A 12,508-nucleotide genomic window follows, 5' to 3' on the forward strand; every position below is an offset into this window, starting at 1 on the left:
ATGGCGCAGCCTGCGAATGAATTATTAACAGCACAGATTATTACCAGTTTCGGGCGCCGCTTCATGGTGCGAACATATGCGGGTAAAACTTATGAAGCCACTACACGAAAGAAAAGAGTTGATTTTGCCTGTGGTGATGAAGTCCATATTAGTCATATCAATCAGCAGCAGGCTGTAATTGAGGATTATTTACCCCGGCGCAGCCTGCTTTACCGGCAGGATGCTACGCGCAGTAAACTCATTGCGGCTAATGTTACCCTTATGCTAATCGTACTGGCTGCTGTACCGACTCCCAGTGAATTATTATTGCAGCGTGCATTACTGGCTGCAGAGGCTGCGGATATACCGCCACTGATTGTATTAAATAAAGCAGATTTACTACAAAATAAGCTTTGGCTCGAAAAATTGGCCTTTTATCAGAGTCTGGGTTATCAGGTAATCAATATTAGTGCCTTATATAATTTGGCTGAGCTGCGTCAGTATTTACAGGGAGAGCGGGCAATCCTGTTAGGTCAGTCAGGTATGGGTAAATCAACTTTAACCAATGCATTGCTGGGTAATGAACAGGCACGGGTAGGTGATATCTCAGCGGCACTGGATTCAGGTCGTCACACCACGACTCATGCGCAATTATATGATCTGGATGCACACAGTCAGCTTATTGATTCGCCCGGATTGCAGGCATTTGGCTTACATCATTTGTCAGTTAGTAATCTGCTGCATTATTTCCCTGATATGCGTCAGTATATCGGGGAGTGCCGTTTTCATAATTGTACTCATCGTCAGGAACCGGGCTGTGCACTGAAACTGGCTGCGGCAGATGGGAAACTGAAGCCTGAACGACTTCAGTTTCTGCAAAGTATTACTGATGAATTAACCAGATAATATTTATATTCAGGCAGAGTAAAAATACCCGAAATCCAGACTAATAGTCATGTATAAGGCATAAACGTTGTTTTTTTATCTAAAAATCCGTGCTTTACTTGCATAAAAAATTGATTCATGCAGAGTAAACATGATACTATCGCCATCTTGCCGATTTTACGTCGGCAAGATTCTTTATTTGTGCGAGGCCAATCAATCGTAATTGGTCCCTTTATAAAAGGAAATAACTATGACTTTAGGTCTGGTTGGGCGCAAAGTAGGCATGACGCGCGTGTTCGATGAGAACGGCGCATCAGTTCCGGTAACTGTACTGGATATGTCTGCTAATCGCGTCACTCAACTCAAATCCGAAGCTACTGATGGCTACACTGCCGTACAGGTAACTTTTGGTCAGAAAAAAGCCAATCGCGTAAGCAAGGCACAGGCAGGTCATTTTGCCAAGGCAGGTGTTGAAGCCGGTCGTGGCTTGGTTGAATTTGCTGTTTCTGAAGAAAAACTGGCTGAATTGTCTGCCGGTGCTGAAATCAATGTCGGCATTTTTGCAGCAGGTCAGTTAATTGATGTCACTGGTACCAGTAAAGGTAAAGGCTTTTCTGGCACCATCAAACGTCACAATTTTGGTTCTCAGCGTGCTTCTCACGGTAACTCACGCTCTCATCGTGTGCCTGGTTCAACCGGTATGGCACAGGATCCGGGTCGCGTATTCCGTGGTAAACGTATGGCCGGACAGTACGGTAACGTTAAGTCCACCATTCAGAATCTGGAAATCGTACGCGTAGACACCGAACGTCAGTTATTGCTGGTAAAAGGTGCGGTGCCCGGTGCGGTTAACAGCGACGTTGTCGTGCGTCCGAGCGTGAAGGTAGGTGCGTAATGGAACTGAAATTAATTGATGCTCAGGGTCAGGTTGCAGGTGCAGTTGCTGCGTCTGACGCATTGTTTGCACGTGAATACAATGAAGATCTGGTTCACCAGCTGGTTACAGCTTTTCTGGCTAATGCCCGTTCCGGTAACCGTTCACAGTTAACCCGTGCCGAAGTAAAACACTCCACTAAAAAACCATGGCGTCAGAAAGGAACCGGCCGTGCCCGTTCCGGTATGACATCTTCTCCGCTGTGGCGCAGTGGTGGTCGTGCGTTCCCGAATAAACCAGATGAAAACTTTACCCAGAAAGTAAATCGTAAGATGTACCGTGCGGGTATGGCAGCCATTCTGTCTCAGCTGGTACGCGATGAACGCCTGTTTGTTATTGATGAATTATCTGCTGCTACTCCTAAAACCAAAGCATTTGCTGAACAGGTTAAAAATCTGGGTATGGAGCAGGTATTGTTCATTACCAAACAGCTGGATGAAAACGTTTACTTGTCTAGCCGCAACCTGCCGAATGTACTGGTTCTGGAAGCACAGCAAACTGATCCGTACAATCTGTTACGCTTTAAGAAAGTGGTGCTTACCAAAGCAGCAGTTGCACAACTTGAGGAGCAATGGGTATGAATCAACAACGTTTAATGCAAGTGCTTTTGGCTCCTGTTGTTTCCGAAAAAAGCAACATGCTGGCTGAAAAACGCAACCAGATGACGTTTAGAGTATTGCCGAATGCCACTAAACCTGAAATTAAGGCAGCAGTGGAACTATTATTTAATGTGAAAGTGGATTCTGTAGCCACAACCATCATTAAAGGCAAAAACAAACGTTTTGGCCGTACCATCGGTAAGCGCAGTGATGTTAAGAAAGCTTATGTCAGCCTGGCGGCTGGTCAGGAGCTGGATATTGAATCTGCTGCCGCTTCTGCAGATAAGGAATAAGCACTATGGCTATTGTTAAAATGAAGCCGACTTCTGCTGGCCGTCGCGGCATGGTACGCGTGGTTGCGGAAGGCTTGCACAAAGGTGCACCCTATGCACCACTATTAGAAAAACAGTCTTCAACTGCCGGTCGTAATCATGGCGGACGCATTACAACCCGTCATAAAGGTGGTGGTCACAAACACCATTACCGTATTGTTGACTTTAAACGTAATGATAAAGACGGTATCGCTGCTAAAGTAGAACGTATTGAGTACGATCCGAACCGTACCGCTCATATTGCGTTATTGTGTTTTGCAGATGGTGAACGCCGTTACATTATTGCGCCGCGTAATGTTCAGGTAGGTGCCGTATTGGTTTCCGGTTCTGAAGCTGCAATTAAAGCTGGTAATAATCTGCCAATCCGCAATATTCCGGTAGGTACAACTCTTCATTGTATTGAAATGAAACCGGGTAAAGGTGCACAGATTGCTCGTTCAGCCGGTGCATCTGCTGTATTGCTGGCAAAAGAAGGCGTATATGCACAGCTGCGTCTGCGTTCAGGTGAAGTACGTAAAATTCATGTTGACTGCCGTGCCACCATTGGTGAAGTAGGCAATGAAGAACAAAGCCTGCAAAAACTGGGTAAAGCCGGTGCTAAACGCTGGCGTGGTATTCGTCCGACCGTACGCGGTGTTGTGATGAACCCGGTTGACCACCCGCATGGTGGTGGTGAAGGTCGTACAGGTGAAGCTCGTGAACCGGTTAGCCCGTGGGGTACACCGACTAAAGGCTATCGTACTCGTCGTAATAAACGCACGAACAATATGATTGTTCGCCGCCGTTACTCAAATAAAGGTTAACTGATATGGCTCGTTCATTAAAAAAAGGCCCATATGTCGACCTGCATTTACTGAAAAAGGTCGATGCGGCTCGTGCTAATAACGACAAACGCCCGATTAAAACCTGGTCACGTCGTTCCACTATTCTGCCTGATTTTATCGGTCTGACCATTGCTGTACACAACGGACGTACCCACGTGCCGGTATTTATCAGCGATAATATGGTTGGTCATAAGTTGGGTGAATTCTCATTGACCCGTACCTTCAAAGGCCATTTGGCTGATAAGAAGGCTAAAAAATAAGGGATAAAACATGAGAGTTAGTGCACAACACAAAAATGCCCGTATTTCAGCACAAAAAGCCCGTCTGGTAGCTGACTTGGTACGTGGCAAAGATATTGCCCAGGCGTTGAACATTTTGACATTCAGCCCGAAAAAGGGTGCTGAACTGATTAAAAAGGTACTGGAATCTGCAGTAGCCAATGCCGAACACAACGAAGGTGCTGATATCGATGAACTGAAAGTGGTTACTATTTATATCGACAAAGGTCCGAGTCTGAAACGTTTTCAGGCACGTGCTAAAGGTCGTGGTAACCGCATCGAAAAACAAACTTGTCACATCAACGTGATTGTAGGCAACTAAGGAAAAGCGATGGGACAAAAAATTAACCCTACAGGCTTTCGCCTGGCAGTGAATAAAGATTGGTCTTCCAAGTGGTTTGCCAAAAGCGGCGACTTTTCCAAAGTGCTGAAAGAAGATATTGACGTACGCCATTTTTTACGCAAACGTCTTGCAAATGCTTCTGTAGGTCGCGTGGTAATTGAACGCCCGGCAAAATCTGCACGTATTACCATTTACAGTGCCCGTCCTGGTATTGTAATCGGTAAAAAAGGTGAAGATATTGAAGTATTAAAACGTGATTTGCAGAAAATCATGGGCGTACCGGTGCATGTAAACATCGAAGAAATCCGTAAACCGGAAATCGATGCGCAAATTATTGCGGACAATATTGCCGGACAACTGGAAAAACGCGTTATGTTCCGTCGTGCCATGAAACGTGCTATGCAGAATGCTATGCGCGTTGGCGCCAAAGGCATCAAAATTATGTCTTCAGGTCGTCTGAACGGTATCGAAATTGCGCGTACCGAATGGTATCGTGAAGGTCGTGTGCCTTTACATACCCTGCGTGCCAATGTTGACTACGCTACCAGCGAAGCCAAAACTACATATGGCATTATCGGTATCAAAGTCTGGGTTTACAAAGGTGAACTGACACTGGGTGAAATTCAGGCTAAGCCGGAACAGGACAAGAAACACAGCAGAAAGGCAGGTGGTCGAAATGCTGCAGCCAACTAGAATGAAATACCGCAAACAGCAAAAAGGCCGCAACACGGGTATTGCTACTCGTGGCAATAAAGTTAGCTTTGGTGATTTTGGTCTGAAAGCTGTGGGTCGCGGTCGTTTGACTGCACGCCAGATTGAGGCAGCACGTCGTGCAATGACCCGTCATATTAAACGTGGCGGTCGTATCTGGATTCGCGTATTCCCGGATAAACCTATTACTGAAAAACCAATTCAGGTTCGTATGGGTGGCGGTAAAGGTAATGTGGAATATTACATTGCTGAAATCCAGCCGGGCAAAATGCTCTACGAAATGGACGGTGTTGATGAAACATTGGCTCGTCAGGCTTTTGAACTGGCTGCAGCCAAATTGCCGATTCAGACTGTATTTGTTAAACGCCAGGTAGGTCAATAATGAAAACCAGTGAATTGAAAGACAAATCTGTTGAGCAGTTAAACGAAGAACTGGTTGGTCTGTTGAAAGCGCAGTTTGGTTTGCGTATGCAGCACGCCACCGGCCAGCTGGGTAAAAACAGTGAGCTGAAAAAAGTGCGTCGTAATATTGCTCGTGTAAAAACCATTTTGCATCAGAAGGATGGTGAATAATGACTGAAGCTAAAAACGTACGTACTTTGCAGGGCAAAGTCGTGAGCGACAAAATGGATAAAACTGTAACAGTATTGGTGGAACGTAAAGTGAAACACCCGCTGTATGGTAAAGTAATCCGTCGTTCTACTAAAATCCATGCGCACGATGAGCAAAACCAATACGGTATTGGTGACGTTGTTGTCATTTCCGAAGGTCGCCCGTTGTCAAAAACCAAAAGCTGGGTTGTAACTGAGCTGATTGAGAAAGCGCGTAATGTGTAATTAACACAACAATGTGCTGCAATTAGGGAACGAAGTCTTGCGACAATCAGATATTGTCTGTAAACTTCGTTCCTTAACTTTCAGTTTCTTGAAAGTCTCCGGCAGTCGCCGGAACTCTCCCTTCGGGACCCAAGACTGGTTTACTAGAACCGTTAATGGTTTCAGACAGCTATTAAGTGGTAACAGGCTGACTGAAAGCGGTAAATTAAGTTGGATTTTTAAAGGTAATAACATGATTCAAATGCAGACCATCTTAGATGTGGCTGACAACTCTGGTGCGCGCCGCGTAATGTGCATCAAAGTATTAGGTGGATCTAAGCGTCGCTACGCATCTGTAGGCGACATTATTAAAGTGGCCGTAAAAGACGCAGCTCCCCGTGGTCGCGTTAAAAAGGGCGATGTATATAACGCTGTGGTAGTGCGTACAGCTAAAGGTGTACGTCGTAATGACGGAGCACTGATCAAATTTGATAACAATGCAGCCGTGCTGTTGAATACCAAACTGGAACCAATTGGTACCCGTATTTTTGGCCCGGTAACCCGTGAGCTACGTACTGAGCGATTCATGAAAATCGTTTCATTGGCTCCTGAAGTACTGTAAGTGAGGTTGCAATGAAAAAGATTAAAACTGGTGATCAGGTGATCATTATTGCCGGTAAAGATAAGGGCAAACAGGGTAAAGTAGTGCGTGTTTTGGGTGATAAAGTGATTGTTGACGGCGTAAATCGTGTTAAACGTCACCAGAAACCTAACCCCATGCGTGGGATTGAAGGTGGTGTAATCACCAAAGATGCGCCATTGGCTATTTCCAATGTAGCGATTTTCAATCCGGAAACCCAAAAAGCTGACCGCGTAGGTATCAAAGTAGAAACTGTAGACGGTAAAGTAGTGCGTACCCGTGTATATAAATCTACCGGTGCCGCCGTGGGAGCTTAAGGAGTAATCAATGGCTCGTTTAAAAGACTTTTATAACACTACTGTTGTTCCTGAGTTGACCAAACAGTTCGGTTACAAATCTATCATGGAAGTACCGCGTATTGAAAAAATTACCCTCAACATGGGTGTTGGTGAAGCGGTTGCCGATAAAAAAGTAATGGAACATGCAGTTGGTGATCTGGAAAAAATTGCTGGTCAGAAACCAGTAGTAACTGTAGCACGCAAGTCAATTGCAGGCTTTAAAATCCGTGATAATTACCCGATTGGCTGCAAAGTAACTTTGCGCCGTGATCGTATGTATGAATTTCTGGATCGTCTGATTGCAATCGCTTTGCCGCGTGTACGTGACTTCCGCGGTGTAAATGGTAAATCATTCGACGGTCGTGGTAATTACAACATGGGCGTGCGTGAACAAATTATTTTCCCGGAAATTGAATACGATAAAATTGATGCTTTGCGTGGTTTAAATATTACTATTACCACTACTGCCAAAACTGACGCAGAAGCCAAAGCACTGCTGTCTCTGTTCAAATTTCCGTTTAAGGGTTAATTATGGCTAAGAAAGCACTTATTAATCGTGAGCTGAAGCGTGAAGCTTTGGCAAAAAAATATGCTGCAAAGCGTGAAGCCATTTTCGCCATCATCAATGATGCTAACGCGACTGATGAAGAACATTTTCAGGCACGTCTGAAACTGCAGGCTATTCCGCGTAATGCTGCTCCGATTCGTCAACGTCGTCGCTGCGCTTTGACCGGTCGTCCGCGTGGTAATTTCCGTAAATTCGGCTTGGCCCGTACCAAAATCCGTGAAATCGCCATGCGTGGTGAAATTCCGGGTGTCATCAAAGCCAGCTGGTAATAGGAGTATAAAATATGAGTATGCATGATCCTATTTCCGATATGTTGACCCGTATTCGCAACGCTCAGCGTGCGAATAAAGTCTCTGTAAGTATGCCTTCTTCAAAACTGAAAGTAGCAATTGCCAAAGTTTTGAAAGAAGAAGGCTACGTAGAAGATTTCGCCGTATCTGCTGAAACTAAGGCGACATTGGAAATACAATTGAAATACTATGCTGGTCAGCCGGTAATTGAGCGCATTCAGCGCGTATCACGTCCTGGTCTGCGTGTGTATAAAGGTTCCAACGACATTCCTTCTGTAATGAATGGTTTGGGCGTTGTGATTGTGAGCACTTCTAAAGGCGTAATGACTGACCGTAAAGCCCGTGCCAATGGTATTGGCGGTGAGTTATTGTGCGTAGTTGCCTAAGGAGAAAACATGTCTCGAATTGCAAAACATCCGGTAGTGGTTCCGGCTGGCGTTGACGTTAAGTTTTCTCCAGAGGCTATCATTGTTAAAGGTAAAAACGGCGAATTGTCTCTGCATCAGCACGCTGAAGTGAATGTAGCATTGAATGATGGTCAGCTGGTTGTTACCGCCAATGATAACAGTACAAAAGCAAATGCTTTATCCGGTACAGTTCGTGCTTTATTGCATAATATGGTTGTGGGCGTGAGCAATGGTTTTGAGAAAAAGCTGCAGCTGATTGGTGTGGGTTATCGCGCTCAGGCTCAGGGTAAAGTATTGAATCTTTCTTTAGGTTACTCTCATCCGATTAACTACGAATTGCCTGAAGGCATTACTGCTACTACTCCTTCTGCTACCGAAGTAATCATTGCCGGTGCAGATAAACAGGTAGTAGGGCAGGTGGCCGCTGAAATTCGTGGATTCCGTCCGCCGGAACCTTATAAAGGTAAAGGTGTACGTTATGCTGATGAGCGTGTCGTTATTAAAGAAACCAAGAAAAAATAATTGAGGCTCACTGATGGATAAAAATGTAGCAAGACTGCGTCGAGCACGTAAAACCCGTGCCAAAATTGCAGCCCTGAACAAAGTGAGATTGTGCGTTTTCCGCACCAATAATCACATTTATGCCCAGGTTATTAGCGCAGAAGGTGACCGAGTACTGGCTCAGGCCTCTACTCTTGAGGCTGATGTACGTGCCAGCATTAAATATGGCAGCAATGTAGATGCTGCTGTTGTGGTTGGCAAACGCATTGCTGAAAAAGCCAAAGCAGCCGGCATTGATGCAGTGGCTTTTGACCGTTCTGGTTTTCAATACCATGGTCGCGTTAAAGCCTTGGCTGAGGCAGCCCGTGAAAACGGTTTGAGCTTCTAATAAACTGGAGACCAGAAATATGGCAAAACACGAAACTGAAGAACGCGGTGACGGCCTGATTGAAAAAATGGTTGCCGTAAACCGTGTGACCAAAGTGGTTAAGGGTGGCCGCATTATGGCCTTCTCGGCTTTAACCGTAGTAGGTGATGGCGATGGTCGCATTGGTATGGGCAAGGGTAAATCTAAAGAAGTACCTGTGGCCGTACAGAAGGCTATGGATCAAGCCCGCCGCAATATGATCAAAGTGCCTTTGAATGGACGTACCATTCATCACGAAGTAATTGGTCGTCATGGTGCAACCCGTGTATTCATGCAACCGGCCAAAGAAGGTAACGGTGTGAAAGCTGGTGGTCCAATGCGTTTGGTATTTGATGCAATGGGTATTCATAATATCTCTGCTAAAGTACATGGTTCAACCAATCCATACAACATTGTTCGCGCAACTCTGGACGGATTGTCTAAGCTGTATACGCCGGCTGAGATTGCTGCTAAACGTGGCCTGACCGTAGAAGAAATTTTAGGAGCAGATCATGAGTGAGCAAAAAACCATACGCATTACACTGGTTAAAAGTCTGATTGGCACTATTGCTGCTCATCGTGCCTGCGCACGCGGTTTAGGCTTACGTCACCGCGAGCATACTGTTGAAGTGCTTGATACCCCCGAAAATCGTGGCATGATCAACAAAATCAGCTACCTTTTGAAAGTGGAGAAGTAACATGCTTTTGAATACCATTCAACCTGCTGAAGGTGCTAAACACGCGGCTCGCCGTGTAGGTCGTGGCATTGGCAGCGGTTTAGGCAAAACTAGTGGTCGAGGCCATAAGGGTCAGAAAAGCCGTAAAGGTGGTTATCATAAAGTCGGTTTCGAAGGCGGTCAGATGCCTTTGCAACGCCGTCTACCGAAACGCGGTTTTAAATCTCTGACTGCTAATCTGAATGCAGAAGTGCGTTTAGATGAACTAGCTAAAATTGCAGTTGATGAAATTGATGTTTTAGTTCTGAAACAGGCAGGACTGGTGCCTGCTACTGCTCTGAATGTTAAAATTATTGCATCAGGCAGTATTGATAAGGCGGTAACTTTAAATGGTATTAAGGCCACCAAAGGTGCGCAACAGGCCATTGAAGCTGCCGGTGGTAAAGTAGCAGAATAAGGCAAGGACTCAAGTGGCTAATCCGCAATCCGCAACAGGACTTTCAAAGTTCGGTGATTTGAAAAATCGTCTGTTATTTTTACTTGGTGCGTTGGTTGTATTCCGCATCGGTTCACATATTCCAGTGCCCGGTGTGGATGGTGCTGCTTTGGCCAAATTGTATGAAAGTGCCGGCGGAGGCATACTAAGTATGCTTAATATGTTTTCCGGCGGTTCTCTGCAAAGGTTCAGTATTTTTGCAATAGGTGTGATGCCCTATATTTCAGCCTCAATTATTATTCAGCTTGCTTCTGAAATTATTCCTTCATTGAAGGCTCTAAAAAAAGAAGGTGAGGCGGGGCGCCGTATTTTGACCAAATATACCCGTTACGGTACTGTTTTGCTGGCCACTTTGCAAAGCTTTGGTGCTGCTGCATTTGTTTACCAGCAAAATGTAGTAGTTTCCGGTCAGATTGAGTTTTATTTCTCGACTATGGTTTGTCTGGTTACCGGAACCATGTTTCTGATGTGGCTGGGTGAACAAATTACTGAACGTGGTATAGGTAATGGTATTTCGCTGATTATTACCGCCGGTATTGCAGCCAGTCTGCCTGCCGGTATTGGTCGTTTGCTGACATTAACCAGTCAGGGATCAATTAGTTATCTGATGGCTGTTGCACTGATTGTTGGTGCGCTGGCATTGATATATGCTGTTGTATATATTGAAAGTGCACAACGTAAAGTACCTGTGCAATATGCGAAGCGTCAGGTAGGTAATCGAATTATGCAGGCGCAAAACTCTCATCTGCCGTTCAAACTGAATATGGCCGGGGTTATTCCGCCAATATTTGCATCCAGTATCATTTTGTTTCCTTCTACTTTGTTAAGCTGGTTTGGTTCGGCAAATCCTGATAGTTGGTTACAGAAACTGGCTACATTATTGCAGCATGGTCAGCCTGTTTATATTTTGTTATTTGCAGCTACTATTATCTTCTTTTGTTATTTCTATACGGCTTTGGTGTTCAGTCCAAGGGAAATGGCAGAAAATCTGAAGAAAAGTGGTGCTTTCGTTCCGGGTATCCGGCCTGGTGAGCAAACCAGTCGTTATCTGGAGAAAGTTGTATTGCGTTTGACCTTTTGGGGCGCAATTTATATTGCTATCGTGTGCCTGATTCCGGAAGTGCTGACTTCTGCGATGAATGTACCTTTCTACCTAGGTGGCACCTCACTACTTATTCTGGTGGTGGTGACCATGGATTTTAAAACGCAAATCGCTTCTTACGTAATGAGCAGTCAGTATGAACATCTGATGAAGCGTTCTGCGATGAAATCATTATCATCACGTCGTTAAGTATTATGGCTAAAGAAGATACCATACAAATGCAGGGTGAAATTCTTGAAACCCTGCCCAACGCAACTTTTAAAGTTAAACTTGAAAACGATCACGTCGTTTTAGGTCATATCTCCGGAAAAATGCGCATGCATTACATTCGTATTTCACCCGGTGATAAAGTGACTGTGGAATTGACTCCGTACGATTTGACTCGTGCCCGCATCGTTTTCCGCGCCCGCTAAGAGTAGAAAGGAAATAATATGCGCGTTCAGCCATCGGTAAAGAAAATTTGCCGTAATTGTAAAATCATTCGTCGTAATCGTGTCGTACGCGTGATTTGTACTGACCCTCGTCATAAACAACGCCAAGGCTAATGGATAACCATAAGTCTTTGTGTTATAGTGACAGACTTTTGCCCTAAGGAAAAAATATGGCTCGTATTGCAGGGGTAAATATCCCTAACAATGCCCATATCGTAATTGGCCTTCAGGCTATTTATGGTATTGGTTCGTCTCGCGCTAAACTAGTTTGCGAAGCTGCCGGCGTTGTGCCGAGCACTAAAGTAAAAGATTTAGACGAGACTCAGCTTGATGCTTTGCGTGAACAGATTGCCAAATACCATGTAGAAGGTGATCTGCGCCGTGAAGTAACCATGAACATCAAACGTCTGATGGACATGGGCTGTTATCGTGGTCTGCGTCATCGTCGTGGTTTACCGTGCCGTGGTCAGCGTACCCGTACCAATGCGCGTACGCGTAAAGGTCCGCGTAAAGCGATCGCAGGCAAGAAATAATTGATAAGGAATAATAATGGCTAAAGCAAACACAGCTCGTGTGCGCAAGAAAGTACGTAAATCCGTAAGTGAAGGTATTGTGCATGTACATGCATCTTTCAATAATACCATCATTACTATCACTGACCGTCAGGGCAATGCATTATCTTGGGCTACCTCTGGCGGTGCTGGTTTTAAAGGTTCACGTAAGAGCACACCATTTGCCGCTCAGGTTGCGGCAGAAGCAGCTGGTAAAGTTGCCCAAGAGTATGGCGTAAAAAATCTGGAAGTTCGCATTAAAGGGCCGGGTCCTGGTCGCGAATCTTCTGTGCGTGCGCTCAACGCTCTTGGTTTCAAGATTACCAGTATTACAGACGTTACTCCATTGCCACACAATGGTTGTCGGCCACCTAAAAAACGTCGTATCTAACAGGAGTATT

Annotated in this window: 26 protein-coding genes; all 26 read left to right on the top strand. The window is 45.1% G+C overall.

The annotated features are described in order from the left end of the window. The 26 genes from rsgA to rpsK all read left to right on the top strand — a co-directional run bounded on the left by rsgA (position 1) and on the right by rpsK (position 12,498). Positions 1-885, top strand: a complete 885-nt coding sequence (gene rsgA / locus H3U73_RS08455) for a ribosome small subunit-dependent GTPase A (RefSeq protein WP_084550945.1) — start codon at positions 1-3, stop codon at positions 883-885. A 229-nt stretch (positions 886-1,114) separates the two neighbouring features. Beyond that, positions 1,115-1,759 carry a 50S ribosomal protein L3 gene (gene rplC / locus H3U73_RS08460; RefSeq protein ID WP_037394597.1) on the top strand — a complete coding sequence of 215 codons (645 nt, stop codon included), beginning with the start codon at positions 1,115-1,117 and terminating at the stop codon, positions 1,757-1,759. Then, a complete protein-coding gene (rplD, locus tag H3U73_RS08465) occupies positions 1,759-2,379 on the top strand; it encodes a 50S ribosomal protein L4 (RefSeq protein WP_025331819.1) in 621 nt (206 codons plus the stop codon). The genes rplC and rplD overlap by 1 nt, the downstream gene beginning before the upstream one ends. Next, positions 2,376-2,690, top strand: a complete 315-nt coding sequence (rplW, locus tag H3U73_RS08470; RefSeq protein ID WP_025331706.1) for a 50S ribosomal protein L23 — start codon at positions 2,376-2,378, stop codon at positions 2,688-2,690. The genes rplD and rplW overlap by 4 nt, the downstream gene beginning before the upstream one ends. A 5-nt stretch (positions 2,691-2,695) precedes the next feature. Continuing rightward, on the top strand, positions 2,696-3,532 hold the full coding sequence (gene rplB / locus H3U73_RS08475) for a 50S ribosomal protein L2 (RefSeq protein WP_037394606.1): 837 nt from the start codon (positions 2,696-2,698) through the stop codon (positions 3,530-3,532). Between the two features lie 5 nt (positions 3,533-3,537). Continuing rightward, positions 3,538-3,813, top strand: a complete 276-nt coding sequence (gene rpsS / locus H3U73_RS08480; RefSeq protein WP_025331704.1) for a 30S ribosomal protein S19 — start codon at positions 3,538-3,540, stop codon at positions 3,811-3,813. Positions 3,814-3,823: 10 nt separating this feature from the next. After that, on the top strand, positions 3,824-4,153 hold the full coding sequence (gene rplV / locus H3U73_RS08485; RefSeq protein WP_037394611.1) for a 50S ribosomal protein L22: 330 nt from the start codon (positions 3,824-3,826) through the stop codon (positions 4,151-4,153). A gap of 9 nt (positions 4,154-4,162) precedes the next feature. Then, positions 4,163-4,867: a 30S ribosomal protein S3 gene (gene rpsC / locus H3U73_RS08490; RefSeq protein ID WP_198190393.1), complete on the top strand. Its 705-nt coding sequence runs from the start codon at positions 4,163-4,165 to the stop codon at positions 4,865-4,867. Next, entirely contained in the window at positions 4,851-5,267 is a 417-nt protein-coding gene (gene rplP / locus H3U73_RS08495) for a 50S ribosomal protein L16 (RefSeq protein WP_037394618.1), read from the top strand. The genes rpsC and rplP overlap by 17 nt, the downstream gene beginning before the upstream one ends. Continuing rightward, positions 5,267-5,458, top strand: coding sequence for a 50S ribosomal protein L29 (gene rpmC, locus H3U73_RS08500; protein WP_025331702.1), 192 nt, complete (start codon positions 5,267-5,269; stop codon positions 5,456-5,458). The genes rplP and rpmC overlap by 1 nt, the downstream gene beginning before the upstream one ends. After that, on the top strand, positions 5,458-5,721 hold the full coding sequence (gene rpsQ, locus H3U73_RS08505; RefSeq protein WP_025331701.1) for a 30S ribosomal protein S17: 264 nt from the start codon (positions 5,458-5,460) through the stop codon (positions 5,719-5,721). Before rpmC ends, rpsQ begins: the two co-directional genes overlap by 1 nt. A gap of 232 nt (positions 5,722-5,953) precedes the next feature. Then, positions 5,954-6,322: a 50S ribosomal protein L14 gene (gene rplN, locus H3U73_RS08510; protein WP_025331700.1), complete on the top strand. Its 369-nt coding sequence runs from the start codon at positions 5,954-5,956 to the stop codon at positions 6,320-6,322. 11 nt (positions 6,323-6,333) lie between these two features. Continuing rightward, positions 6,334-6,657: a 50S ribosomal protein L24 gene (gene rplX / locus H3U73_RS08515; RefSeq protein WP_025331699.1), complete on the top strand. Its 324-nt coding sequence runs from the start codon at positions 6,334-6,336 to the stop codon at positions 6,655-6,657. A gap of 10 nt (positions 6,658-6,667) precedes the next feature. Continuing rightward, complete coding sequence (gene rplE, locus H3U73_RS08520; protein ID WP_025331698.1) at positions 6,668-7,207, top strand: 50S ribosomal protein L5; 540 nt, start codon at positions 6,668-6,670, stop codon at positions 7,205-7,207. Positions 7,208-7,209: 2 nt separating this feature from the next. Beyond that, complete coding sequence (rpsN, locus tag H3U73_RS08525) at positions 7,210-7,515, top strand: 30S ribosomal protein S14 (protein ID WP_025331697.1); 306 nt, start codon at positions 7,210-7,212, stop codon at positions 7,513-7,515. Between the two features lie 14 nt (positions 7,516-7,529). After that, positions 7,530-7,922 (top strand): 30S ribosomal protein S8, encoded by a 393-nt coding sequence (gene rpsH, locus H3U73_RS08530; protein ID WP_025331696.1) that lies wholly within the window; start codon positions 7,530-7,532, stop codon positions 7,920-7,922. A gap of 9 nt (positions 7,923-7,931) precedes the next feature. Beyond that, positions 7,932-8,465, top strand: coding sequence for a 50S ribosomal protein L6 (rplF, locus tag H3U73_RS08535; protein WP_025331695.1), 534 nt, complete (start codon positions 7,932-7,934; stop codon positions 8,463-8,465). A gap of 13 nt (positions 8,466-8,478) precedes the next feature. Then, on the top strand, positions 8,479-8,832 hold the full coding sequence (gene rplR / locus H3U73_RS08540; protein WP_025331694.1) for a 50S ribosomal protein L18: 354 nt from the start codon (positions 8,479-8,481) through the stop codon (positions 8,830-8,832). Between the two features lie 19 nt (positions 8,833-8,851). Further along, positions 8,852-9,370, top strand: coding sequence for a 30S ribosomal protein S5 (gene rpsE, locus H3U73_RS08545; protein ID WP_025331693.1), 519 nt, complete (start codon positions 8,852-8,854; stop codon positions 9,368-9,370). Continuing rightward, positions 9,363-9,548 carry a 50S ribosomal protein L30 gene (rpmD, locus tag H3U73_RS08550; RefSeq protein ID WP_025331692.1) on the top strand — a complete coding sequence of 62 codons (186 nt, stop codon included), beginning with the start codon at positions 9,363-9,365 and terminating at the stop codon, positions 9,546-9,548. The genes rpsE and rpmD overlap by 8 nt, the downstream gene beginning before the upstream one ends. A gap of 1 nt (position 9,549) precedes the next feature. After that, on the top strand, positions 9,550-9,984 hold the full coding sequence (gene rplO, locus H3U73_RS08555) for a 50S ribosomal protein L15 (protein WP_084550947.1): 435 nt from the start codon (positions 9,550-9,552) through the stop codon (positions 9,982-9,984). 13 nt (positions 9,985-9,997) lie between these two features. After that, entirely contained in the window at positions 9,998-11,314 is a 1,317-nt protein-coding gene (gene secY / locus H3U73_RS08560; RefSeq protein WP_084550949.1) for a preprotein translocase subunit SecY, read from the top strand. 5 nt (positions 11,315-11,319) lie between these two features. Further along, positions 11,320-11,538: a translation initiation factor IF-1 gene (gene infA / locus H3U73_RS08565; RefSeq protein ID WP_003684714.1), complete on the top strand. Its 219-nt coding sequence runs from the start codon at positions 11,320-11,322 to the stop codon at positions 11,536-11,538. Between the two features lie 18 nt (positions 11,539-11,556). After that, positions 11,557-11,670, top strand: a complete 114-nt coding sequence (gene rpmJ, locus H3U73_RS08570) for a 50S ribosomal protein L36 (protein WP_003697674.1) — start codon at positions 11,557-11,559, stop codon at positions 11,668-11,670. 56 nt (positions 11,671-11,726) lie between these two features. Continuing rightward, positions 11,727-12,089: a 30S ribosomal protein S13 gene (rpsM, locus tag H3U73_RS08575; protein WP_025331689.1), complete on the top strand. Its 363-nt coding sequence runs from the start codon at positions 11,727-11,729 to the stop codon at positions 12,087-12,089. A 16-nt stretch (positions 12,090-12,105) separates the two neighbouring features. Continuing rightward, positions 12,106-12,498 (top strand): 30S ribosomal protein S11, encoded by a 393-nt coding sequence (gene rpsK, locus H3U73_RS08580; RefSeq protein WP_025331688.1) that lies wholly within the window; start codon positions 12,106-12,108, stop codon positions 12,496-12,498. The last annotated feature ends 10 nt before the right edge of the window (positions 12,499-12,508 follow it).

Origin of the sequence: Snodgrassella sp. W8124 (assembly GCF_016100875.1) — a bacterium.
Taxonomy (GTDB): domain Bacteria; phylum Pseudomonadota; class Gammaproteobacteria; order Burkholderiales; family Neisseriaceae; genus Snodgrassella; species Snodgrassella alvi.

Bases quoted from the DNA above. Each gene is read 5' to 3' on its own strand.
- rpsE (WP_025331693.1), top strand. From the start codon at position 8,852: ATGGCAAAACACGAAACTGAAGAACGCGGTGACGGCCTGATTGAAAAA.
- rpsK (WP_025331688.1), top strand. From the start codon at position 12,106: ATGGCTAAAGCAAACACAGCTCGTGTGCGCAAGAAAGTACGTAAATCC.
- rpsH (WP_025331696.1), top strand. From the start codon at position 7,530: ATGAGTATGCATGATCCTATTTCCGATATGTTGACCCGTATTCGCAAC.
- rplN (WP_025331700.1), top strand. From the start codon at position 5,954: ATGATTCAAATGCAGACCATCTTAGATGTGGCTGACAACTCTGGTGCG.
- rplD (WP_025331819.1), top strand. From the start codon at position 1,759: ATGGAACTGAAATTAATTGATGCTCAGGGTCAGGTTGCAGGTGCAGTT.
- rplB (WP_037394606.1), top strand. From the start codon at position 2,696: ATGGCTATTGTTAAAATGAAGCCGACTTCTGCTGGCCGTCGCGGCATG.
- rplW (WP_025331706.1), top strand. From the start codon at position 2,376: ATGAATCAACAACGTTTAATGCAAGTGCTTTTGGCTCCTGTTGTTTCC.
- rplR (WP_025331694.1), top strand. From the start codon at position 8,479: ATGGATAAAAATGTAGCAAGACTGCGTCGAGCACGTAAAACCCGTGCC.
- infA (WP_003684714.1), top strand. From the start codon at position 11,320: ATGGCTAAAGAAGATACCATACAAATGCAGGGTGAAATTCTTGAAACC.
- rplE (WP_025331698.1), top strand. From the start codon at position 6,668: ATGGCTCGTTTAAAAGACTTTTATAACACTACTGTTGTTCCTGAGTTG.
- rplF (WP_025331695.1), top strand. From the start codon at position 7,932: ATGTCTCGAATTGCAAAACATCCGGTAGTGGTTCCGGCTGGCGTTGAC.
- rpmJ (WP_003697674.1), top strand. From the start codon at position 11,557: ATGCGCGTTCAGCCATCGGTAAAGAAAATTTGCCGTAATTGTAAAATC.
- rpmD (WP_025331692.1), top strand. From the start codon at position 9,363: ATGAGTGAGCAAAAAACCATACGCATTACACTGGTTAAAAGTCTGATT.
- rplO (WP_084550947.1), top strand. From the start codon at position 9,550: ATGCTTTTGAATACCATTCAACCTGCTGAAGGTGCTAAACACGCGGCT.
- rplP (WP_037394618.1), top strand. From the start codon at position 4,851: ATGCTGCAGCCAACTAGAATGAAATACCGCAAACAGCAAAAAGGCCGC.
- rpsQ (WP_025331701.1), top strand. From the start codon at position 5,458: ATGACTGAAGCTAAAAACGTACGTACTTTGCAGGGCAAAGTCGTGAGC.
- rpsS (WP_025331704.1), top strand. From the start codon at position 3,538: ATGGCTCGTTCATTAAAAAAAGGCCCATATGTCGACCTGCATTTACTG.
- rpsC (WP_198190393.1), top strand. From the start codon at position 4,163: ATGGGACAAAAAATTAACCCTACAGGCTTTCGCCTGGCAGTGAATAAA.
- rsgA (WP_084550945.1), top strand. From the start codon at position 1: ATGGCGCAGCCTGCGAATGAATTATTAACAGCACAGATTATTACCAGT.
- rpsM (WP_025331689.1), top strand. From the start codon at position 11,727: ATGGCTCGTATTGCAGGGGTAAATATCCCTAACAATGCCCATATCGTA.
- rplX (WP_025331699.1), top strand. From the start codon at position 6,334: ATGAAAAAGATTAAAACTGGTGATCAGGTGATCATTATTGCCGGTAAA.
- rplC (WP_037394597.1), top strand. From the start codon at position 1,115: ATGACTTTAGGTCTGGTTGGGCGCAAAGTAGGCATGACGCGCGTGTTC.
- rpsN (WP_025331697.1), top strand. From the start codon at position 7,210: ATGGCTAAGAAAGCACTTATTAATCGTGAGCTGAAGCGTGAAGCTTTG.
- rplV (WP_037394611.1), top strand. From the start codon at position 3,824: ATGAGAGTTAGTGCACAACACAAAAATGCCCGTATTTCAGCACAAAAA.
- rpmC (WP_025331702.1), top strand. From the start codon at position 5,267: ATGAAAACCAGTGAATTGAAAGACAAATCTGTTGAGCAGTTAAACGAA.